The sequence below is a fragment of the Janthinobacterium sp. UMAB-60 genome, from assembly GCF_900095235.1.
Classification (GTDB): Bacteria; Pseudomonadota; Gammaproteobacteria; order Burkholderiales; family Burkholderiaceae_D; genus Janthinobacterium.
Window position 1 is genome coordinate 115182 of the sequence record NZ_LT607484.1, and the last position, 18179, is coordinate 133360.

At 62.7% G+C, this 18179-nt stretch carries 24 protein-coding genes; 7 read left to right on the forward strand and 17 right to left on the reverse strand.

From position 1 onward, the window contains the following. Nucleotides 1–34: 34 nt before the first annotated feature. From K0F86_RS06380 to K0F86_RS06400, 5 genes are all read left to right on the forward strand, one after another. The gene (locus tag K0F86_RS06380) at nucleotides 35–604 is read left to right on the forward strand and encodes an RNA polymerase sigma factor (RefSeq protein ID WP_219133632.1); all 570 of its coding nucleotides are present in this window, start codon (nucleotides 35–37) and stop codon (nucleotides 602–604) included. Then, nucleotides 601–1005 carry a DUF3619 family protein gene (locus tag K0F86_RS06385; protein WP_219133633.1) on the forward strand — a complete coding sequence of 135 codons (405 nt, stop codon included), beginning with the start codon at nucleotides 601–603 and terminating at the stop codon, nucleotides 1003–1005. Before K0F86_RS06380 ends, K0F86_RS06385 begins: the two co-directional genes overlap by 4 nt. After that, nucleotides 1006–1770 carry a DUF3106 domain-containing protein gene (locus K0F86_RS06390; RefSeq protein ID WP_219133634.1) on the forward strand — a complete coding sequence of 255 codons (765 nt, stop codon included), beginning with the start codon at nucleotides 1006–1008 and terminating at the stop codon, nucleotides 1768–1770. It abuts the gene before it with no gap. Continuing rightward, complete coding sequence (locus tag K0F86_RS06395; RefSeq protein ID WP_219133635.1) at nucleotides 1760–2296, forward strand: RDD family protein; 537 nt, start codon at nucleotides 1760–1762, stop codon at nucleotides 2294–2296. The genes K0F86_RS06390 and K0F86_RS06395 overlap by 11 nt, the downstream gene beginning before the upstream one ends. A gap of 63 nt (nucleotides 2297–2359) precedes the next feature. Further along, the gene (locus K0F86_RS06400; RefSeq protein ID WP_219133636.1) at nucleotides 2360–2788 is read left to right on the forward strand and encodes a group III truncated hemoglobin; all 429 of its coding nucleotides are present in this window, start codon (nucleotides 2360–2362) and stop codon (nucleotides 2786–2788) included. Here the strand turns inward: K0F86_RS06400 and K0F86_RS06405 are convergent. The 15 genes from K0F86_RS06405 to K0F86_RS06475 all read right to left on the reverse strand — a co-directional run bounded on the left by K0F86_RS06405 (nucleotide 2785) and on the right by K0F86_RS06475 (nucleotide 14380). Further along, on the reverse strand, nucleotides 2785–3543 hold the full coding sequence (locus tag K0F86_RS06405) for an rRNA pseudouridine synthase (protein ID WP_219133637.1): 759 nt from the start codon (nucleotides 3541–3543) through the stop codon (nucleotides 2785–2787). The two genes, K0F86_RS06400 and K0F86_RS06405, sit on opposite strands and share 4 nt — an antisense overlap. A 198-nt stretch (nucleotides 3544–3741) precedes the next feature. Next, nucleotides 3742–4659 carry an SAM-dependent methyltransferase gene (locus tag K0F86_RS06410; RefSeq protein WP_219133639.1) on the reverse strand — a complete coding sequence of 306 codons (918 nt, stop codon included), beginning with the start codon at nucleotides 4657–4659 and terminating at the stop codon, nucleotides 3742–3744. Further along, nucleotides 4646–4840: a Fe-S cluster assembly protein IscX gene (iscX, locus tag K0F86_RS06415; RefSeq protein ID WP_071076333.1), complete on the reverse strand. Its 195-nt coding sequence runs from the start codon at nucleotides 4838–4840 to the stop codon at nucleotides 4646–4648. The genes K0F86_RS06410 and iscX overlap by 14 nt, the downstream gene beginning before the upstream one ends. Before the next feature lies 1 nt (nucleotide 4841). Beyond that, nucleotides 4842–5183 carry an ISC system 2Fe-2S type ferredoxin gene (fdx, locus tag K0F86_RS06420; RefSeq protein ID WP_035820570.1) on the reverse strand — a complete coding sequence of 114 codons (342 nt, stop codon included), beginning with the start codon at nucleotides 5181–5183 and terminating at the stop codon, nucleotides 4842–4844. A gap of 67 nt (nucleotides 5184–5250) precedes the next feature. Beyond that, the gene (gene hscA, locus K0F86_RS06425) at nucleotides 5251–7131 is read right to left on the reverse strand and encodes a Fe-S protein assembly chaperone HscA (protein WP_219133641.1); all 1881 of its coding nucleotides are present in this window, start codon (nucleotides 7129–7131) and stop codon (nucleotides 5251–5253) included. Between the two features lie 88 nt (nucleotides 7132–7219). Continuing rightward, the gene (gene hscB, locus K0F86_RS06430) at nucleotides 7220–7735 is read right to left on the reverse strand and encodes a Fe-S protein assembly co-chaperone HscB (protein WP_099763006.1); all 516 of its coding nucleotides are present in this window, start codon (nucleotides 7733–7735) and stop codon (nucleotides 7220–7222) included. Between the two features lie 66 nt (nucleotides 7736–7801). Beyond that, nucleotides 7802–8122, reverse strand: coding sequence for an iron-sulfur cluster assembly protein IscA (iscA, locus tag K0F86_RS06435; RefSeq protein ID WP_010399774.1), 321 nt, complete (start codon nucleotides 8120–8122; stop codon nucleotides 7802–7804). A gap of 51 nt (nucleotides 8123–8173) precedes the next feature. Next, complete coding sequence (gene iscU, locus K0F86_RS06440) at nucleotides 8174–8563, reverse strand: Fe-S cluster assembly scaffold IscU (protein ID WP_010399775.1); 390 nt, start codon at nucleotides 8561–8563, stop codon at nucleotides 8174–8176. A gap of 54 nt (nucleotides 8564–8617) precedes the next feature. Further along, complete coding sequence (locus K0F86_RS06445; protein ID WP_219133642.1) at nucleotides 8618–9874, reverse strand: IscS subfamily cysteine desulfurase; 1257 nt, start codon at nucleotides 9872–9874, stop codon at nucleotides 8618–8620. 42 nt (nucleotides 9875–9916) lie between these two features. Then, the gene (gene iscR, locus K0F86_RS06450; protein ID WP_034779566.1) at nucleotides 9917–10393 is read right to left on the reverse strand and encodes a Fe-S cluster assembly transcriptional regulator IscR; all 477 of its coding nucleotides are present in this window, start codon (nucleotides 10391–10393) and stop codon (nucleotides 9917–9919) included. Between the two features lie 214 nt (nucleotides 10394–10607). Continuing rightward, nucleotides 10608–11159 (reverse strand): NADAR family protein, encoded by a 552-nt coding sequence (locus K0F86_RS06455; RefSeq protein ID WP_219133644.1) that lies wholly within the window; start codon nucleotides 11157–11159, stop codon nucleotides 10608–10610. A 38-nt stretch (nucleotides 11160–11197) separates the two neighbouring features. Then, entirely contained in the window at nucleotides 11198–11977 is a 780-nt protein-coding gene (locus tag K0F86_RS06460; RefSeq protein ID WP_219133645.1) for a uracil-DNA glycosylase, read from the reverse strand. A gap of 133 nt (nucleotides 11978–12110) precedes the next feature. Further along, nucleotides 12111–12761 carry a maleylacetoacetate isomerase gene (maiA, locus tag K0F86_RS06465; RefSeq protein WP_219133647.1) on the reverse strand — a complete coding sequence of 217 codons (651 nt, stop codon included), beginning with the start codon at nucleotides 12759–12761 and terminating at the stop codon, nucleotides 12111–12113. Between the two features lie 14 nt (nucleotides 12762–12775). Next, the gene (locus tag K0F86_RS06470) at nucleotides 12776–13798 is read right to left on the reverse strand and encodes a fumarylacetoacetate hydrolase family protein (RefSeq protein WP_219133648.1); all 1023 of its coding nucleotides are present in this window, start codon (nucleotides 13796–13798) and stop codon (nucleotides 12776–12778) included. A gap of 48 nt (nucleotides 13799–13846) precedes the next feature. Continuing rightward, nucleotides 13847–14380, reverse strand: a complete 534-nt coding sequence (locus tag K0F86_RS06475) for a VOC family protein (protein ID WP_070224143.1) — start codon at nucleotides 14378–14380, stop codon at nucleotides 13847–13849. Between the two features lie 127 nt (nucleotides 14381–14507). On the opposite strand from K0F86_RS06475, the gene K0F86_RS06480 reads away from it, so the two are divergent. After that, nucleotides 14508–15476, forward strand: a complete 969-nt coding sequence (locus K0F86_RS06480) for a LysR family transcriptional regulator (protein ID WP_219133650.1) — start codon at nucleotides 14508–14510, stop codon at nucleotides 15474–15476. Nucleotides 15477–15543: 67 nt separating this feature from the next. After that, on the forward strand, nucleotides 15544–16170 hold the full coding sequence (locus tag K0F86_RS06485) for a gamma-glutamylcyclotransferase (protein WP_219133895.1): 627 nt from the start codon (nucleotides 15544–15546) through the stop codon (nucleotides 16168–16170). Here the strand turns inward: K0F86_RS06485 and K0F86_RS06490 are convergent. Next, nucleotides 16167–17354 carry a PA0069 family radical SAM protein gene (locus K0F86_RS06490; protein WP_374197267.1) on the reverse strand — a complete coding sequence of 396 codons (1188 nt, stop codon included), beginning with the start codon at nucleotides 17352–17354 and terminating at the stop codon, nucleotides 16167–16169. The two genes, K0F86_RS06485 and K0F86_RS06490, sit on opposite strands and share 4 nt — an antisense overlap. An 80-nt stretch (nucleotides 17355–17434) precedes the next feature. Beyond that, nucleotides 17435–18142: a tRNA-uridine aminocarboxypropyltransferase gene (locus tag K0F86_RS06495; protein WP_219133651.1), complete on the reverse strand. Its 708-nt coding sequence runs from the start codon at nucleotides 18140–18142 to the stop codon at nucleotides 17435–17437. Nucleotides 18143–18179 lie beyond the last annotated feature (37 nt).

An 18179-nucleotide genomic window follows, 5' to 3' on the forward strand; every position in this document is an offset into this window, starting at 1 on the left:
CCGCACCCGCAGCCCGCTAAGATCCCCATACCGCATGGCAACAGACAAAGAATTATCCGACTTTCTAGAAAATGTCGAGCGGCGCGCTTTCAAGCAAGCCGCCTACGCGGTCCGCAAGGAAGAATCGGCACTCGACATCGTGCAGGATGCCATGATCAAGCTGGCCGAGAAGTACGGCGACAAGCCGGCCGCCGAACTGCCGATGCTGTTCCAGCGCATCTTGCAGAACACCATCCTTGATTATTTCCGCCGAGAAAAAGTTCGCAACACCTGGGTCAGCCTGTTTTCCGGCATGAAGCCCTCGGGCGACGAGCATGAAGATTTTGATATACTTGACACGTATGAATCGGAACAGGGCAGCAGCGCCGCCGAATCATCGGCCGACCAGGTCGAACGCGCGCAAATGCTTGCTTTGATTGATGCTGAGGTACAAAAACTGCCGTCACGTCAACGCGAAGCCTTCCTCATGCGTTATTGGCAGGACATGGATGTGGCTGAAACAGCGGAAGCGATGGGTTGCTCCGAAGGTAGCGTGAAAACACATTGCTCCAGAGCTACCCACACGCTCGCCGAATCGCTGAAAGCCAAGGGAATTAAATTATGAACACCGACGATCTCAATTTCGCTTACAAAGTGCGCCATGCACTGAACGAAAAACTCGACGACCTGCCCGCATCGGCCACCGATCGCCTGGCAGCGGCACGCAAGCTGGCCCTGTCGCGCAAGAAGGCGGACGCGCCCGCCACCGTCGCCGTGCGCAAGGACGTCTTCGCCGGCATCGCCAGCAGCCTGTTTGTCGAACCGCTGTCGTGGCTGGGCCGCATGAGCGTCATCATCCCGCTGCTGCTGCTGGTCGGCGGCCTGGTGGGCATCTATCAGTTTGAGCAAGAACAACATATTGCCGAACTGGCAGAAATCGACGCCGCCGTGCTGTCGGACGAATTGCCGCTGTCTGCGTACATGGACCATGGCTTCAACGCCTACCTGACGAAACGCGAGCAATAAATGGCACGCACGAGCGTACGCAAAGGCTGGCTGGCTGGCGGCATCGGCCTGGGCGCCTGCGCCCTGGCTGGCGCCGCCTGGGTAGGCGCGCAACAACATCCTGCGCCCGTGACCCCTCCCGTGGCGGCAGCGTCCGTGGTGGCGCCAGCGCCGGCCGTCAAGCCTGGCTCGCCCCGCACGGCCGGCAAAGGCGGCACGCCGCCCAAGGCCAGCGACAACCCGTCCTGGAACAAACTGTCGCACGCGCAGCAGGAAGCCCTGCAGCCGCTGGCGGGCGAATGGAACAAGCTGGAACCGCTGCGCAAGCAGAAATGGCTCGATATCGCCAGCCGCTTTGCCTCCATGTCGCCCGACGAACAAACCCGCGTGCATGAACGCATGCGCGAATGGATCAAGCTGACGCCGGAACAGCGCCGCCTGGTGCGCGAAAACTACACGCGCACGAAGAAGATTGATCCTGGTCAAAAAACCGCGCAATGGGAGCAATACCAACAATTGCCGGAAGATCAAAAGAAAAAGCTGGCGACGGAACTCGTGCCGAAAAAACCGCTGGGCAAAGTGCCGGCGATCAATTCGAATACCAGCAAGCCGCCCGTGATCGTGCCACCGGCCACGCCCGCAGCGCCTGCCGTCGCCGTGCCCGTCCTGCCGCCAGCCGCCACGCCTGCGGCGGCCGTGCCGCTCACGGATCCTGCCGCGCCCCCCGCCACCGCGCCCGTCACGCCACCTGCCACGCCTGCCCCACTGCCGAACTATGCCAAATAGCACACCTGCCGCCAGCATCACTTCCCATCCCACGATCAAGCGCCGCCTGATTTCCATGGTGTACGAGTCGCTGCTGGCCCTGGCCGTGCTCTTTTTACCCTTCCTGCTGTTTGAACTGGCCGTGCAAGGCGCGCATACGCCGCTGACGGAACACATGCGCCAGTGCCTGGCCTTCCTCGTCATGGGCGCATATTTCATCCATCAATGGAGCCGCGAAGGGCAAACGCTGGCCATGAAGACGTGGCGCTTGCAACTGGTGCTGCCAGGCCACGCCCACGTGCCGCTGCGCGTGGCTGCCTGCCGCTACATCCTGTCATGGATGTGGCTGCTGCCGGCCCTGTTGGTGTCGTATGCATTCGATTTGCAGCACTGGACTGCCCTGGGCGCCATCGGCGTGGGCATTGTGGCCTGGTCGGCCACGGCCCTGTTTACGGGCAATGGACAATTCCTGCACGACAAGCTCGTGGGCACGCAGATCGTGCAATTGCCGGCACCAGCCAAGAAGTCGAAGAAAGTCGCCGCCTGAGTTTTTATGCGGCTTGACCTGGGTCATTGAAGCGCCACGGGGGCTCTGCGATCATGGCATGCCATGAATAATACCGCCCCCCTCCCCCACACACGCTTCGCTCCCTACCGCGAGGAAGTCTGCAGCGAAGACGAAGTCAAGCACCTCGTCCACACCTTTTATGCGGCCGCGCGCGACGATGCCATGCTGGGCCCCATCTTTGCCGCCGAGGTCAAGGATTGGGATGCCCACCTGGCAACATTGGTCGATTTCTGGTCAGGTTTGCTGCGCGGCACCATGCGCTACCACGGCAAACCGCTGGCCCAGCACGCGCAAATGGAACACCTGACGCCGTGCATGTTCCGCCGCTGGCTGACCCTGTTCTTCGCCACGACCGAAAGCATGGGCAATGCGGCCCTGCAAGAGAAGGCCGACACCATCGCCTTGAATATTGCCGAACGGCTATGGAAAAGCTTTGCGGAAAGCCACGCCATCGTGGCGCCGCAGCTTTAGAAGCGCTCGTAACCCTGCAGATAGCGCCATTGCCCCACGGGCATGGCGCCCATCGGGATGCGGCCGATGCGCAAGCGCTTCATGGCGACGACATCCAGTCCCACCATCTTGCACATGTGCGCGATCTGGCCCGGCTGCACGTTTTTCAGGGCGAAGCGCAGGCGCGTCTCGTTCTGCCAGCTGACCTTGATCGGCGGCAAAGGCTTGCCATTGAAGGGCAAGCCGTGATTCAGCAGCGCCAGGCCGTTTTCCATGATGTCGCCCGATACTTCCACGATGAATTCCTGCTCCACCGTTTTCGCTTCGTCGACCAGCTTGCGGGCCACGCGGAAATCCTGCGTAAACACCAGCAAGCCGGAGGCCATGGTGTCGAGCGGATTGGTGATGGTCAGGCCGATCAGGTGGCGCTTGAGGAAGCGCGTAACGGCGCTGGGCAGCACGTTTTCCGGGGTGAACAGCTCTTCGGGACGCAAGCAGGCCAGGGCCGGCTTGCCTTCGCTGCCCACGCCGCCGTTGACGCCGGCCGGCTTGTGCAGCAGGATCGTCACGGGCGGCATTTCTTCCAAGGTTGCGTTCGGCAACAGCACGACCGCCTGATTGTCGGCCACGCGCGCACCCGATTCCTCCACCAGCACGCCATCGACCGTGACCCAACCGCCCTCGATATACAGCTCGGCCTCGCGGCGTGAGCAGGGTACGTCTTCAGACAGGCGCTTGGCCAGGCGGACGGTGGGCATTTCGTGTGGTGTGGTCATGGGGAGGCGCAAAAAGCAAGAGGAGGAGAAAGCCGGTATTGTAACCGACCCGCTCCTCCCCTTTTACGACTTGCGCTGCTGACTATCGGATTACGCTGCTGATTGTCGGATTACGCTGCGCTAATCCGACCTACCCGACCTACCCGACCATGTGCGGTTTTGCGGGTTGGCTTGGCGGCTTGCCGCGTAAGCCAACAATCAGGCCTGCGCCTTCGCCAATTCCTCGGCAAAGAAGCGGTGGCCCATCTCTTCCAGGCCCAGCGTCTGCAGCACTTCCTGCAGGCGCTCCGTCGGACGCTGGCGCGGCAGGTTTTTATAACTGGCGATGATCAGTTCATTCTTCATCGAATGCTCCCAACCCACCAGTTCCGTCACGCTGACCTGGTAGCCATGCGCTTCCAGCTGCAAACAGCGCAGCACGTTGGTGATCTGGCTGCCGAACTCGCGCGTGTGCAGCGGGTGGCGCCACAATTCCGTCAAGGCACTCTTGCCCAGGCTCTGACCCTTGTTCTTCTTCAAGACGGAAGCGACTTCGGCCTGGCAGCACGGCACCAGCACCATGAATTTCGCCTTCTTCTTCAGCGCGAAGTGGATCGCGTCATCGGTAGCCGTGTTGCACGCATGCAAGGCCGTGACGATGTCGATCTGCTGCGGCAGCAAGTTCGATTCCGTCGATTCGGCCACGGACAGGGGCAGGAAGGACATGCCGGGGAACTTGAATTTCTTCGCCAGCTCTTGCGAGCGCTGCACCAGCTCTTCGCGCGTCTCGATGCCGTAGATGTGCGAACCGTCGTTGCCATTCTTGAAGAACAGGTCGTACAGGATGAAACCCAGATAGGACTTGCCGGCGCCGTGGTCAACCAAGGACACGCCGGGATGGTCGAGCTGCACTTCGCGCAACAGCGGCTCGATGAACTGCGTCAGGTGGTACACCTGCTTGAGCTTGCGGCGGCTGTCCTGGTTCATCTTGCCGTCGCGCGTCAGGATGTGCAATTCCTGCAGCAAGGCGACCGACTGGCCATCCTTGATCTCGGGCATGTTGCTGGCGGCCGTGATGACGTCTTTCGGCACAACGGCTGCGGTGGCGGCGGCTGCCGCGCCCTTAGCGCGCTTCATCGATCCACGCCATCTGTATCGCTTCGAGCACTTTTTCGCCGCCGCGCGTGTGGTCATCGTCGAAGCCGTCCAGTTCCACCACCCAGTTATGCAGGTCGGTGAAACGCACGGTCAGCGGGTCGATGTCCGGATGCGCGTCGTACAGCGCCTCGGCGATCGCGTGAATATCGGACCATTTCATGTTAGTGGCTGCCTTCGCTGACCTGGTTGATCGTGTATTTCGGGATTTCGACGACGAGGTCGGCGTCGGCCACGATGGACTGGCACGACAGGCGCGACACGGCTTCCAGGCCCCAGGCCTTGTCCAGCATGTCCTCTTCCAGTTCCGTCGCTTCGTTCAGCGATTCGATGCCTTCGCGCACCAGCACGTGGCAGGTGGTGCAGGCGCACGATTTTTCGCAGGCGTGCTCGATGTCGATGTCGTTTTCCAGCAGGATGTCGCAGATGGACTTGCCGGCCGGGGCTTCGATGACGGCGCCGTCCGGGCAAAGCTTGGCGTGCGGCAGGATAACGATTTGTGGCATGGTTTCTTCTTTCAGTCTGTCATTCGGAGCGCGGCCGCAGTATCGGCGGCGCGCTGTTCAATTGGTTTTATACGACCTGGTCCAGGGACTTGCCCTTCAGAGCAGTGCGCACGCTGCGGTCCATGCGGCGCGAGGCAAAATCCTCGGTGCCCTCGGCCAGCGCTTCGATCGCCAGCTTCAATGCCTGGTGGTCGATGGCGCCGCTTTGCGATTGCGCAATGGCGTCGCGCACCTTGTTCATCAAGCCATCGACAGCCACGCGCTCGGCGTCGTCGAGCAAGCCGCCGTCTTCGTCCAGCGCCGACTGCGTGGCCAGCAGGATGCGTTCCGCTTCCACCTGCTCTTCGCGCAGCGCGCGCGCCACCATGTCGGTGTCGGCCGACGTGTACGACTCCTGCAGCATGCGCGCGATGTCGTCGTCGCCCAGGCCATACGCCGGCTTGACGCTGATCGACGCTTCCACGCCCGAGCGCAATTCGCGCGCCGAGACGGACAGCAAGCCATCCGCATCGACCTGATACGTGATGCGGATGCGCGCGGCGCCCGCCACCATCGGCGGAATGCCGCGCAATTCAAAACGCGCCAGCGAGCGGCAGTCGCTGACCAGTTCGCGCTCGCCCTGCAGCACGTGCACGGCCAGCGCCGTCTGGCCATCCTTGAAGGTCGTGAATTCCTGCGCGCGCGCGCACGGAATCGTCGAATTGCGGGGAATGATCTTTTCCACCAGGCCGCCCATGGTTTCGACACCGAGCGACAGCGGAATCACGTCCAGCAGCAGCCAGTCGTCGCCGGCGGCGCGGTTGCCAGCCAGCAAGTTCGCCTGGATGGCGGCGCCCAGCGCCACCACTTTGTCCGGGTCGATATTCGCGTGCGGCGTCGTGTGGAAGAATTCGCTGACGGCGCGCTGCACGTGCGGCATGCGCGTGGCGCCGCCCACCATCACCACGCCGTCGACGTCGTCCGCATCCACGTTCGCGTCGCGCAAGGCTTTTTTGATGGCGTTCATGGTCTTGCCCACCAGGTGCTGCGTCATGGCGGCAAATTCCGTCGCCGTGATGCGCAGGTGGATTTCTTCGCCCGAGTTCAGGGCCGCGTCGATCATCGTTTCCGACTTGGTCGACAGCGTTTCCTTGATCTCACGCGCTTTCACCAGCAGGATGGCCGTGTCTTCGTCGGACAGCGGCGCCAGCTTGGCGTGCTCGCTGATCCAGCAGAACAGGCGGCGGTCGAAATCGTCGCCGCCCAGGGCCGAGTCGCCGCCCGTGGACAGCACTTCAAAGACGCCCTTGCTCAGTTTCAGAATCGATATGTCGAAAGTGCCGCCGCCGAGGTCATACACGGCGTACACGCCTTCGGATGCGTTGTCGAGGCCATATGCGATGGCGGCGGCCGTCGGCTCGCTCAAGAGGCGCAAGACATTGATGCCGGCCAGTTGCGCCGCATCTTTCGTCGCCTGGCGCTGCGCGTCGTCAAAGTAGGCGGGCACGGTGATCACGGCGCCCACCAGGTCGTCGCCGAGCGAGTCTTCCGCACGCTGGCGCAGCGTGGCGAGGATTTGCGCCGACACTTCGACCGGGCTTTTCACGCCGGCCACGGTTTTCAGCTGCACCATGCCAGGCGTATCCTGGAAGTCGTAGGGCAGGTTTTCCGCGTAGGCGATGTCGGCCAGGCCGCGGCCCATGAAGCGCTTCACGGACACGATGGTGTTCTTCGGGTCGGTGGTTTGCGCGGACAGGGCCTTGTAGCCGATGTTCGCATGGCCGTTCGGCAGGTAGCGCACGACGGAGGGCAGCAGGGAGCGCCCGTCTTCGTCGTTGAGCACCTCGGGAATGCTGTTGCGCACGGTGGCGACCAGTGAATTGGTGGTGCCCAGATCGATGCCGACGGCCAGGCGGTGCTGGTGCGGCGCGGTCGACATGCCTGGTTCGGAAATTTGCAGAAGTGCCATTGTATTCGTGCCTCGATTAATTTTGTGCGTGGTGCTGCTGATGCCTGTCGCGCATTATAAGACGCGCGCCGGACTGGCGCTTGGTCAGTCAGGCTTCCATGGCCTCGTATGCAAAACGGACTTCTTCGCCGAATTTGTCGAGGAACATCAGGGCGCGCACGCTTTGCGCGGCATTCACATAGTCGCCCGCGTCGAGCTGGGCCGCCACCTGGGCCAGCAAGGCCTTGCGTTCACCGCGCAACTGGCGGTCCAGGGCGTCGAGCGCGTCGGCATCCTTGCCGGCGCGCGCATCGCCGAGTTCCTCGCGCCACTCCATCTGCTGCATCAGGAAGCTGACGGGCATGGCCGTGTTCGACTCCGTCTGCAAATCGACGCCATTGAGTTCGCACAGGTATTGCGCGCGCTTTTGCGGGCTTTTCAGGGTTTGATAGGCTTCATTGGCGCGCGTGGCCCATTGCATCGCCACGCGCTTTTCAGCGCTGCTGGCGTTGATGAAGCGGTCCGGGTGGACCTTGCCCTGCACGTCGCGGTAGGCAGAGTCGAGCGCGCTCATGTCGAGCCCGAACTGCGCCGGCAACTGGAATAATTCGAAGTGATTTTGCATAATGGTCGGTGGTCGCTGTACCGCAATCGATGGGTACAGCGCACCGACCGGGGTCTTGCCAGCTGTTTAAATCCTGAAGGACTCGCCGCAGCCGCAGGCGTCTTTTTCGTTCGGATTGTGGAACTTGAAGCCTTCGTTCAAGCCTTCGCGCGCGAAATCGAGTTCCGTGCCGTCGATGTAAGGCAGGCTTTTCGGGTCGACGAAGACTTTCACGCCGTGCGACTCAAAAACGCTGTCTTCGGCCGCCACTTCATCGACATATTCGAGCTTGTAAGCCAGGCCCGAGCAGCCCGTGGTGCGCACGCCAAAGCGCAAGCCCATGCCCTTGCCGCGCCGTTCGATATAACGGTTGATGTGTTTCGCCGCTTTTTCGGTCAGTGTGATCATGTATTTCTCCGCAACTGCCCCGGCCTTGCGGCTGGGGCGGGCTGCCAACGTTTAAGCTGCTACTGGATGGCGGGTCTGGTAATCCAGCACTGCCGCCTTGATGGCGTCTTCCGCCAGGATGGAGCAGTGGATCTTCACTGGCGGCAGGGCCAGTTCTTCGGCGATCTGCGTGTTCTTGATGGCCAGCGCCTGGTCCAGGGTTTTACCTTTAACCCATTCGGTCACCAGCGAGCTCGACGCGATGGCCGAACCGCAGCCGTAGGTCTTGAATTTCGCATCTTCGATCAGGCCATCGGCACCGACCTTGATCTGCAGTTTCATCACGTCGCCGCAGGCGGGCGCGCCCACCATGCCGGTGCCGATGGTGTCATCACCCTTGTCGAAAGCGCCCACGTTGCGCGGGTTTTCGTAGTGATCGAGTACTTTGTCCGAGTAAGCCATTTTGATGCTCCTTTAATATTTTTGCCGGCCCCGTGAGCGGAGCCTTCGTGATGGTTAGTGTGCCGCCCATTGGATCGAATTGATGTCGATCCCTTCCTTGAACATGTCCCACAGGGGCGACAGCTCACGCAATTTGTGTACTTTCGATTTCAGCAGGTTCACGGCGAAGTCGATGTCTTCCTCGGTCGAGAAGCGACCGATGGTGAAGCGGATCGAGCTGTGCGCCAGTTCGTCGCTGCGACCCAGGGCGCGCAGCACGTACGATGGCTCCAGGCTGGCCGAGGTGCATGCCGAACCGGACGACACGGCGATATCCTTGATCGCCATGATCAGCGACTCGCCTTCGACGTAGTTGAAGCTGACGTTCAGGTTGTGCGGCACGCGGTGCTCCATGTCGCCGTTGATGTAGACTTCTTCGATCTCTTGCAGGCCCTTGGCCAAACGGTCGCGCAAGGCCTTGATGCGGCCGATTTCGCTGTCCATTTCTTCCTTGGCGATGCGGAAGCTTTCGCCCATGCCGACGATCTGGTGCGTCGGCAGGGTGCCCGAGCGCAAGCCGCGCTCATGGCCGCCACCGTGCATTTGCGCTTCCAGGCGCACGCGCGGCTTGCGGCACACGTACAGCGCGCCCACGCCTTTCGGGCCGTAGGTTTTGTGCGCCGTGAAGGTCATCAGGTCGACCTTGGTCTTTTGCAGGTCGATGACGACCTTGCCCGTCGCTTGCGCGGCGTCGCAATGGAAGATGATGCCTTTCGAGCGGCAGAACACGCCGATGTCGTCGATCGGCTGGATCACGCCGATTTCGTTATTCACCAGCATCACCGACACGAGGATGGTATCCGGGCGCACGGCCGCGGCCAGCTGCTCGACGGTGATCAGGCCGTTGTCCTGCGGTTCCAGATACGTCGCTTCGAAGCCGATGCGTTCCAGTTCGCGCACCGTGTCGAGTACCGATTTGTGCTCGGTCTTGACGGTGATGATGTGCTTGCCCTTGGTCTTGTAGAACTGTGCCGCGCCCTTGATGGCCAGGTTGTTGCTTTCCGTCGCGCCGGACGTCCAGATGATTTCGCGCGGGTCGGCGTTCACCAGGGCCGCCACGTAGCCGCGTGCCTCTTCCACGGCTTTTTCCGCCGTCCAGCCATACATGTGGCTGCGCGATGCCGGATTGCCGAACTGCTCGCGCAGGTAAGGAATCATCTTGTCGGCGACGCGTGGATCGATCGGCGTGGTGGCCGAGTAATCCATGTAGATCGGAAAATGCGGTGCGGTTTCAAAGTGCACTTGGCCTACGTTTTTTTCAGGGGCGTTCATCAATAACTCCAATGCAATCAGCAACTTAGTATTTTGTATTTATCAACCGAGGGCGGCGTGGTTACGGTGCATCACCATCACGCTTTGCTCGGCAATCTTTTGTCTCTGCTGGTCGACCAGGTCCTGCAAGGACACAGAATCCAGATAATCGACCATTTTTTCGTTGAGTGTGGACCACAATTCATGCGTCATGCAGCGCGCACCCGTGGCCGCGTCGGCGCCGTGGCAATGCTCCTTGCCGCCGCACTGCGTGGCGTCCAGCGGCTCGTCGACGGCGATGATGATGTCGGCCACCGTCACCTTGTCGGCACGGCGCGCCAGGCTGTAGCCGCCGCCCGGACCACGGATCGATTCGACGATCTCATGCCGGCGCAGCTTGCCGAACAGCTGTTCCAGGTAGGACAGGGAAATCGACTGGCGCTGGCTGATGCCGGACAAGGTGACCGGCCCCTTGCCCTGGCGCAGGGCAAGATCGATCATTGCAGTCACGGCAAAACGACCTTTTGTAGTCAGACGCATACATCCTCGGCTCAACTGTTCAACAACTAGTTTAAAATATTGCGGCTTTTCAACTTCTCAAACCCCGAGTAGTTGAATGATTTAGTCAAGTATAACAAATTCGGCGGGGTTTGTCAGAGCGCCCCTCGATGACCACAGGGCTGGCAGGGGCATAGCCGGCCGCGCCAGGCGCGGCGGATTCAGGAAAACAACAGTCAGGAAATCGCAGGCGTTCTCAGCCCCGTAAGGCGGCACGTACTTTCATCAGTTCAAACCCCAGCAGGTTCAAGCCGTCCCAGGTGGCGGGGTCCAGGATGCGCGGATTGTCCGAGGCCAGGCCCACGCCCCAGATGCGGTCGACGGGACTGGCTTCGACGATGACGCGTTCGCCCGTGCCCAGCAGAAACTTGCGCAGCGCGGCCTTTTGCGAGAACTTGGCAAAGTTGCCATCGAAGACGATGCCGGCGCGCGCCGCCTCCCACACTTTGGCGTCAAAATTGGCCACTTCGCGCCCCAGCTTCTTCACTTCCGACGGCCGCCCGGCCGCCACGATGCGCGCCTGCACGGCCGTGTCGCCAAACAGGGCCGCCTTTTGCGCCATCATGTAGTGCTCGGCCGTCGCATACGTCACGCCGGCCAAGCTGAACGGCGATGGAAACCATTGGCTGAAGCAACTTTTGTCGGGCACCTGCGGCTGCGCCGGCGTGTGGCCCCAGAAATACAGATAGTCGGGCTCGCCGCCCGCCGCTATCCACGCCTTCAATTCTTCCACATTACTGATTTGCATATTCCCCGCATTTCCGCCAGACAGGCGCCAATTCAATCTCAAGCACGCAACAGTTGCATCGGGCCAAACAAGGCCTGCATGTCGCTGTTGCCGATAAAGGACAGATTATACGGATGTTCCGCCGTCACCTGCGGCAGCATTGCCGCTACCGGCAGGCGTTTGATGAGCTCGGCAATCTTGCCCCACAACACCAGTTGCGGCAAGGCCGCCCCGCCCTGCCGCGCCAGCGCTTCCAGCACCACCTGCAGGAAGGGCAGCCAGCCGCGCGCATCCTGCACGGGCGGCACGTGGGAACGGAACACCAGCGCCGCGTTGAGCAGCAAGAAACCCTGCTCCGTCATCTTGCGCTGCAAGTCGGGCAAGGTCTGGATCACGCCGCTGCCGGGCAGCTGCGCGGCGGCCGCCACGGGGGCCATGGCCGCGCCGGACGTGTCGCCACCCTGCAGCTGGCCATCGGCCACCAGCAGCATCTTCATGAAGTTGCGCAGGGACGTGGCGCGGTTGACGGGTTTCGACAGGCCCGTGGCCGACCATAAACTGCCGACGGCGCCATCCATGAAGCACACTCCCGTGGCGCTGTCGGCGCGCGGATACGGCCCCTCGCCCACCAGCACGTAACGCACCTGCGCCAGCGGCAGGGCAAAAGCGGCGAACAGCCTGCCCTGCGTGGGCAGGTAATCGTCGGCGGCCAGCGCCGGCAGGTAGGCGGGATCGGCCGCCATCACGGCCTGCAAGCCGCGCAGCAGGATGGGATGCCAGGAAGCATGCGCCAGGGACAGCGCATCGGTGATGCTGGCAGGAACGGTGGTTACGGTCATGGCGCGTGAAGTATTTGGACAAACGCAAATTGTAGCCTACCGGCAAGCTGGCATTGACCGCCCCAAATCAATCACGCATAAAAAAACCCCGTCTGTTGCCAGACGGGGCTTTCTGCTTTGCGCCTTATAAAATCTATTCGGCGTCAGGCTGCTGCGATGGATGGGCAGCGGCAAAGGCCGGCAAGCCGGCGCAATGCGCATGGATGCGCGCCACGCGCGGGTACGGCGCCAGGTCGATGGCGAAACGCTGCGCATTGAACACTTGCGGCACCAGGCAGCAATCGGCCATCGTCGGGCTGTCGCCATGGCAGAACAGACCAGCTCCGGCCGGGTCGCCCTGCGCCAACAGCGCTTCCACGGCCGCCAGTCCCTCGGCCATCCAGTGGCGGTACCACTCCTGCTTGGCTTCGTCCGACAGCCCCAGCGTGTTTTTCAGGTATTTCAGCACGCGCAGATTCGTCAGCGGATGGGCGTCGCAGGCGATCGCCAGCGCCAGCGCGCGCACCTTGGCGCGCCCCAGCGCGTCGGCCGGCAGCAGCGGCACGGCTGGCCGCGTCTCGTCCAGGTATTCGAGCATCGCCAGCGACTGCGTCAGGATGGCACCGTCGTCATCGAGCGCCGGCACCAGCGCCGAGGGATTGACGGTACGGTAGGCCGGCAGCAACTGCTGGCCGCCATCCTGCAGCAGATGCACGGGGATGCTGTCGTAGGCGATGCCCTTCAAATTGAGGGCAATGCGCACGCGGTAGGCGGCCGAACTGCGGAAATAGGTGTACAGCTTCATCGGGCGCCCTCCCCTCAGGCGCGGCCGGCGTACAGCGCGACCGTCTGCTCGATGCTGCCGAAGATGCTGGCGCCCGCCGCGTCGCGCATCTCGATGCGCACCGTGTCGCCGAACTTCAGGTACGCCGTCTTCGGCGCGCCGTGTTCGATGGTTTCATACATGCGCACCTCGGCCAGGCAGCAGTAACCCACGCCGCCGTTGCCGATGCTGGAGCCGAACAGGTTGCCCTGCTTGTTCGACACGGTGCCCGAACCGATGATGCTGCCGGCACCCAGTTCGCGCGTCTTCGCCGCATGGGCGACGAGTTGCGCAAAATTGAAGGTCATGTCTTCGCCCGCATTCGGTTTGCCGAACGGTTTGTCGTTCAGGTCCACCAGCAGCGGCAGGTGCAGCTTGCTGTCCGCCCAGTCGGCACCCAGTTCATCGGGCGTGACGGCGACGGGCGAAAACGCGCTGGCCGCCTTCGACTGGAAGAAACCGAAACCCTTGGCCAGTTCGCCCGGAATCAGGTTGCGCAGCGAGACATCGTTGACCAGCATCACCAGGCGAATCGCTTGCGCCGCATCGTCCACACTGGCGCCCATGGCGACGTCGCCCGTGACGACAGCCACTTCCGCTTCCAGGTCGATGCCCCACTCTTCCGACAGGGCGAAGATGGGGTCGCGCGGCCCGATGAAACTGTCGGAGCCGCCCTGGTACATCAGCGGGTCCGTGTAGAACGAGGCCGGCACTTCCGCATTGCGCGCCTTGCGCACCAGTTCCACATGGTTGATATAGGCGGAACCGTCGGCCCACTGGTAGGCGCGCGGCAGCGGCGAGTGGCATTGATTGGCGTCAAACGGCTGCGCGTCCGGCGCCTGGCCCGCGTTCAGGGCGGCGTATGCTTGTTCCAGCTTGGGCGCCACGGCGTCCCAGTTGTCGAGCGCCGCCTGCAGGGTGGGGGCGATGGCGGCCACGCGCTGGTACTGGCGCAGATCGCGGCTGACGAGGATCAGGGCGCCGTCGCGGCTGCCGTTTTTCAGGGTTGCGAGTTTCATGGTGTTCCTTGTTCGATGTATTTATCAGGGAGTGTCGATCCGGGGTGTTCAGGCTTCGGCCGGCGCGTGCATCCAGGCGGCGTGCTTCGGCGCGCGGCGTGTCTGCGACCATTCTTCCAGCATTTCCCATTTGACGGCGTCCAGTTTGGCCATCATCTCGGGCGTGCCTACGTTGGCCGCCAGTTCCAGGCGGTGACCGTTGGGGTCGAAGAAATAGATCGACTGGAAGATGGCGTGATTCACGGGGCCCAGCACCTCGATGCCGGCGGCCACCAGGCGCTCCTTGGCGGCCAGCAATTCCTCCATGCTGCCCACTTCCAGCGCCAGGTGCTGCACCCAGGCCGGGGTATTGCGGTCGCGGTCCATCGGCGGCTGCGTCGGCAGTTCAAAAAAGGCCAGCACATTGCCCTGGCCCGCGTCGAGGAAGACGTGCATGTACGGGTCCGGCGCCTTGGTCGACGGCACCAGGTCTTCGGCGATGGCGAGGACGAAATTCATGTTCAAATGCTTGACGTACCACTCGACGGTTTTCTTCGCGTCGATGCAGCGGTAGGCGACGTGGTGGATTTGCTTGATCTTCATGGTGTTTGTCTCCAATGGATGGCGCCCGGGGCGCGATGGCTGGCCTGTTTTTCAGCTTTTCACCATTAGAATCGAGTTACAGCTATCATACAAACAATTTTTAACCATTGATTTATCGGATTATCTTATGAGTCCCAGCCTGCGACAGATGCGCGCCTTCGTGGCGCTGGCCAAGACCGGCAGTTTCACCCTGGCCGCCGAATACCTGCACGTGACGCAGTCCGCCTTGAGCGGCTTGATCAAGGAACTCGAAAGCGTGCTGGGCGTGCGCGTGGTCGAACGCAGCACGCGCAAGACGCAGCTGTCGGAAATCGGCCGCGAACTGTATCCGCTGTTTGAAAAGATGATCGAGGACCTCGACGGCGCCATGGCCGGCATCGCCCAGCGCAAGGCCCTGAAGACGGGCCTGGTGCGCATCGCCGCGCCGCAGATGATGGCCTGCACCTTGCTGCCGGAAGTGATCGCCGCCTACCGCCAGGCGCACCCGGACGTGCAGCTGCGCCTGGTCGATTGCCCCGTGGAAAACGTGTCGGCGCGCGTCTTCAGCGGCGAAGTCGATTTCGGCATCGGCCCAGAGCGCGATCCGACGGCGGAAATCGGCGCGCAAGTGCTGTTCGAAATGCCCTTCGTGCTGGTCTTCCCCGAGCAGCACCCGCTGCAGCAGAAAGAACGCGTCACCTGGGCCGACGTGGGCGACTACCCATTCATTTCGCTGCAGGGCCAGTTCACGGAACGCCTGCTGCGCGACATGCATGGCGCGTTTCGCGAGCTGTCGCTCAATCCGTATAACGAAGTGACCTTCATGACGACGGCGCTGGCCATGGTCAGCGCCAACCTGGGCATCACGGTTTGCCTGCCGTACGCGGAACCGATGGTCAAACTATACAAATTGCACATGCGCGCCCTGCACGAGCCGGAACTGACGCGGCGCTTTTTCGTCTACACGAAAACGGGCCGTTCGCTGTCGCCGGCCGCCGAAAGCTTCATGGCCTTCCTGTTCCGCTTTGTCGAGACGCACGAGTGGAACGTGGGAGCGGGCGGCCCCGCCGCCCGCGACGCACTGCCGGCCGGCGGCCCCGCTGGCGCCGCTTTATAATAGGGTACCGCCCCTAGCCGCTAACGCCAACGCCATGACCCAGCCTGACCAGCACGCCCTGTCACCCATCGACGCCGCCACCATCGCCATCAACCAGCGCATGAACAAATTCGACGGCCATGAGCAGGTCTGGCTGTTCGGCTACGGCTCGCTGATCTACAAGGCGGACTTTCCTTATATCGAACGGCGCCCCGCCAGCATCGAAGGCTGGACGCGGCGCTTCTGGCAAGGCTCGCACGATCACCGGGGCACGCCGATGGCGCCGGGCCGGGTCGCCACCATCGTGCCGCAGGCGGGCGCCGTGTGCGACGGCATGGCGTATCTGATCACACCCGAAGTCTTCGCCCACCTCGACCACCGCGAAAAAAACGGCTATCTGCGCCTGGCCACCGACATCACTTTCGACGACGGCGGCAAGGTCGAAGGTCTGGTGTACATCGCCAACGAGGAAAACGCCGCCTTCCTCGGCGCCGCCCCGGAACTGGACATCGCGCGCCAGATCGCCCGATCAAACGGCCCCAGCGGCCCGAACAGCGAATACCTGCTGCACCTGGCCAGCGCCCTGCGCGAGCTGGGCAAGAGCGATCCGCATGTCTTTGCCATCGAGCAACATCTGGCGCAGTTCCAGACACAGACCCAAGACAGCGCCGCAGCGCACCTCTGCGGCAACAGCGCTGACGCCGGCTTAACTTAAAACAAATCCAGCTGCCCCGCATTGCCCCCTTTTACCTTGTTTCCCAACGGCGGCACCACCAGTGGCCGGCAGAACTGCGTGCAATCGAGCTGCTTGAAGCGACCGCCCTTGCCGTGCAGCCCCAGCCGGTACACCGCCTTTTCAAAGCGCTGGCGGATGAGATCGGCCCACACGCCCTCGCCCCGCATGCGCGCGCCAAACGCGCTGTCGTAATCCTTGCCGCCGCGCATTTCGCGCACGCGGTTCATCACGCGCTGGGCCCGCTCCGGGAAGTGCGCTTCCAGCCATTGCTGGAACAATGGACTCACTTCCCACGGCAGGCGCAGCACCACGTAATGGGCGTGGATCGCGCCCGCGTCGCGCACGGCTTCGAGCAGCTGTTCGATTTCCGGTTCCGTCACGAAAGGAATGATGGGCGCGATGCTCACGCCCACGGGGATGCCCGCCTCCGTCAGGGTACGGATGGTGCGCAGCCGCCGCGCCGGGGCCGCCGCGCGCGGCTCCAGCGTGCGCGCGATGGCCGGGTCGAGCGTGGTGACAGTGACGGCCACGGCCGCCAGGCGTTTGGCCGCCATGGGCGCCAGGATGTCGATGTCGCGCTCGATCAGCGACGATTTCGTGATCAGCGCCACAGGGTGGTCGCACTCGTGCAGCACCTCCAGCACGCGCCGCGTCAGCTGCCGTTCGCGTTCGCACGGCTGATACGCATCGGTATTGACGCCCAGGGCGATCGGTTCGGGCACATACGACGGCTTGGCCAGTTCGCGCCGCAACAGTTCGGGGGCGTTCACCTTGGCGTAGATGCGGCTTTCGAAATCCAGGCCCGGCGACAGGCCCAGATAACTGTGCGTGGGGCGGGCAAAGCAATATATGCAGCCGTGTTCGCAGCCCCGGTACGGGTTCAGCGACACATTGAACGGCAAATCGGGCGAAGCATTGCGCGTGAGGATGGTGCGCGCCTGCTCGTCGCTGACCTGCGTCTTCCAGCCCGACGCCGCCGCCTCCCCAGCCGCATCCAGGCCGCCCACGCTCCAGCCATCGTCGAAACCGGCACGCGCATGCGTCTCGTAGCGCCCTTGCAGGTTTGACACGGCACCGCGCCCCTTGTGGGCTTTCAGCGATTGCGGCGGCAACATGGCTTGCCCGGCGAAGCTGTCATCGTGCTCTGGAATGATTGCTTTCATGAACGGCCCCATCAACTGTATATACGTACAGTATACTATGCCGCTGTGCGGCCAAGATCAAGGGCTGGCGTGCTGTCGTTTCACGCTTTTTCGCCATGCGGCATGACATAACTCAACTGCTGGGCGACAAAGCCGTCAAATGCCGTGATCAGGGGAACGAAGCGGGACGCGTCCTGCTCCAACTGCATCAGGGCATAGCAGCTCGCTTCCAAGGTCGATAACTGGTCTGGCGCATGCGCCTTGCGGATCAAATAATGGGAAGCGGGCGTGTCGCGCAGGGGCAGGCGCGGCAGCTGTTGCAACTGGGGATTCAGGTACAGCATCTTGCGGCTCTTGCGCCAGGTGGCGTCCAGCACCACCAACCGCAATTGGCTCAACAATCGGGCCGAATCGAGCAAGATGGCGGGGTCGAGCGCGGGCGGCGGCGCGATGCCCAGCGAACGGTCGCCGGGCGTATCCGGGTACAGCAGCACGTTGTGCTTGTCGGCCAGCACTGCGGCGAGCGTGTCCGGGGCAAACTGCTCGCCCGTCAGCATGCGGCTGTTGGGCAGGCTCAGGTGCAGCAAGCGGGCACTGCCCTTGGCATTGTGGACTTCCAGCGGATGCTGCAGGATCAGCACTTCCACCGCGTGGGCAACGGGGGCGATCCAGCGACAGATGCAGCTGGATGTGGCGCGCAGGCAGGCTGGGCAGCGTGCGCGTTTGGCGGGTTCAGCCAGGGAGGACGATGCGGCGTCAGGGCTGGAGATAGCGCTGGAAATAGAGCTGGAGGTACGGCGGGTGGTCATGGCGGAGCGCGTGCGCGGCTGTCTTCAAGCCGCGATT

Bases quoted from the DNA above. Each gene is read 5' to 3' on its own strand.
- K0F86_RS06380 (WP_219133632.1), top strand. From the start codon at position 35: ATGGCAACAGACAAAGAATTATCCGACTTTCTAGAAAATGTCGAGCGG.
- K0F86_RS06385 (WP_219133633.1), top strand. From the start codon at position 601: ATGAACACCGACGATCTCAATTTCGCTTACAAAGTGCGCCATGCACTG.
- K0F86_RS06390 (WP_219133634.1), top strand. From the start codon at position 1,006: ATGGCACGCACGAGCGTACGCAAAGGCTGGCTGGCTGGCGGCATCGGC.
- K0F86_RS06395 (WP_219133635.1), top strand. From the start codon at position 1,760: ATGCCAAATAGCACACCTGCCGCCAGCATCACTTCCCATCCCACGATC.
- K0F86_RS06400 (WP_219133636.1), top strand. From the start codon at position 2,360: ATGAATAATACCGCCCCCCTCCCCCACACACGCTTCGCTCCCTACCGC.
- K0F86_RS06405 (WP_219133637.1), bottom strand. From the start codon at position 3,543: ATGACCACACCACACGAAATGCCCACCGTCCGCCTGGCCAAGCGCCTG.
- K0F86_RS06410 (WP_219133639.1), bottom strand. From the start codon at position 4,659: ATGAAGCGCGCTAAGGGCGCGGCAGCCGCCGCCACCGCAGCCGTTGTG.
- iscX (WP_071076333.1), bottom strand. From the start codon at position 4,840: ATGAAATGGTCCGATATTCACGCGATCGCCGAGGCGCTGTACGACGCG.
- fdx (WP_035820570.1), bottom strand. From the start codon at position 5,183: ATGCCACAAATCGTTATCCTGCCGCACGCCAAGCTTTGCCCGGACGGC.
- hscA (WP_219133641.1), bottom strand. From the start codon at position 7,131: ATGGCACTTCTGCAAATTTCCGAACCAGGCATGTCGACCGCGCCGCAC.
- hscB (WP_099763006.1), bottom strand. From the start codon at position 7,735: ATGCAAAATCACTTCGAATTATTCCAGTTGCCGGCGCAGTTCGGGCTC.
- iscA (WP_010399774.1), bottom strand. From the start codon at position 8,122: ATGATCACACTGACCGAAAAAGCGGCGAAACACATCAACCGTTATATC.
- iscU (WP_010399775.1), bottom strand. From the start codon at position 8,563: ATGGCTTACTCGGACAAAGTACTCGATCACTACGAAAACCCGCGCAAC.
- K0F86_RS06445 (WP_219133642.1), bottom strand. From the start codon at position 9,874: ATGAACGCCCCTGAAAAAAACGTAGGCCAAGTGCACTTTGAAACCGCA.
- iscR (WP_034779566.1), bottom strand. From the start codon at position 10,393: ATGCGTCTGACTACAAAAGGTCGTTTTGCCGTGACTGCAATGATCGAT.
- K0F86_RS06455 (WP_219133644.1), bottom strand. From the start codon at position 11,159: ATGCAAATCAGTAATGTGGAAGAATTGAAGGCGTGGATAGCGGCGGGC.
- K0F86_RS06460 (WP_219133645.1), bottom strand. From the start codon at position 11,977: ATGACCGTAACCACCGTTCCTGCCAGCATCACCGATGCGCTGTCCCTG.
- maiA (WP_219133647.1), bottom strand. From the start codon at position 12,761: ATGAAGCTGTACACCTATTTCCGCAGTTCGGCCGCCTACCGCGTGCGC.
- K0F86_RS06470 (WP_219133648.1), bottom strand. From the start codon at position 13,798: ATGAAACTCGCAACCCTGAAAAACGGCAGCCGCGACGGCGCCCTGATC.
- K0F86_RS06475 (WP_070224143.1), bottom strand. From the start codon at position 14,380: ATGAAGATCAAGCAAATCCACCACGTCGCCTACCGCTGCATCGACGCG.
- K0F86_RS06480 (WP_219133650.1), top strand. From the start codon at position 14,508: ATGAGTCCCAGCCTGCGACAGATGCGCGCCTTCGTGGCGCTGGCCAAG.
- K0F86_RS06490 (WP_374197267.1), bottom strand. From the start codon at position 17,354: ATGAAAGCAATCATTCCAGAGCACGATGACAGCTTCGCCGGGCAAGCC.
- K0F86_RS06495 (WP_219133651.1), bottom strand. From the start codon at position 18,142: ATGACCACCCGCCGTACCTCCAGCTCTATTTCCAGCGCTATCTCCAGC.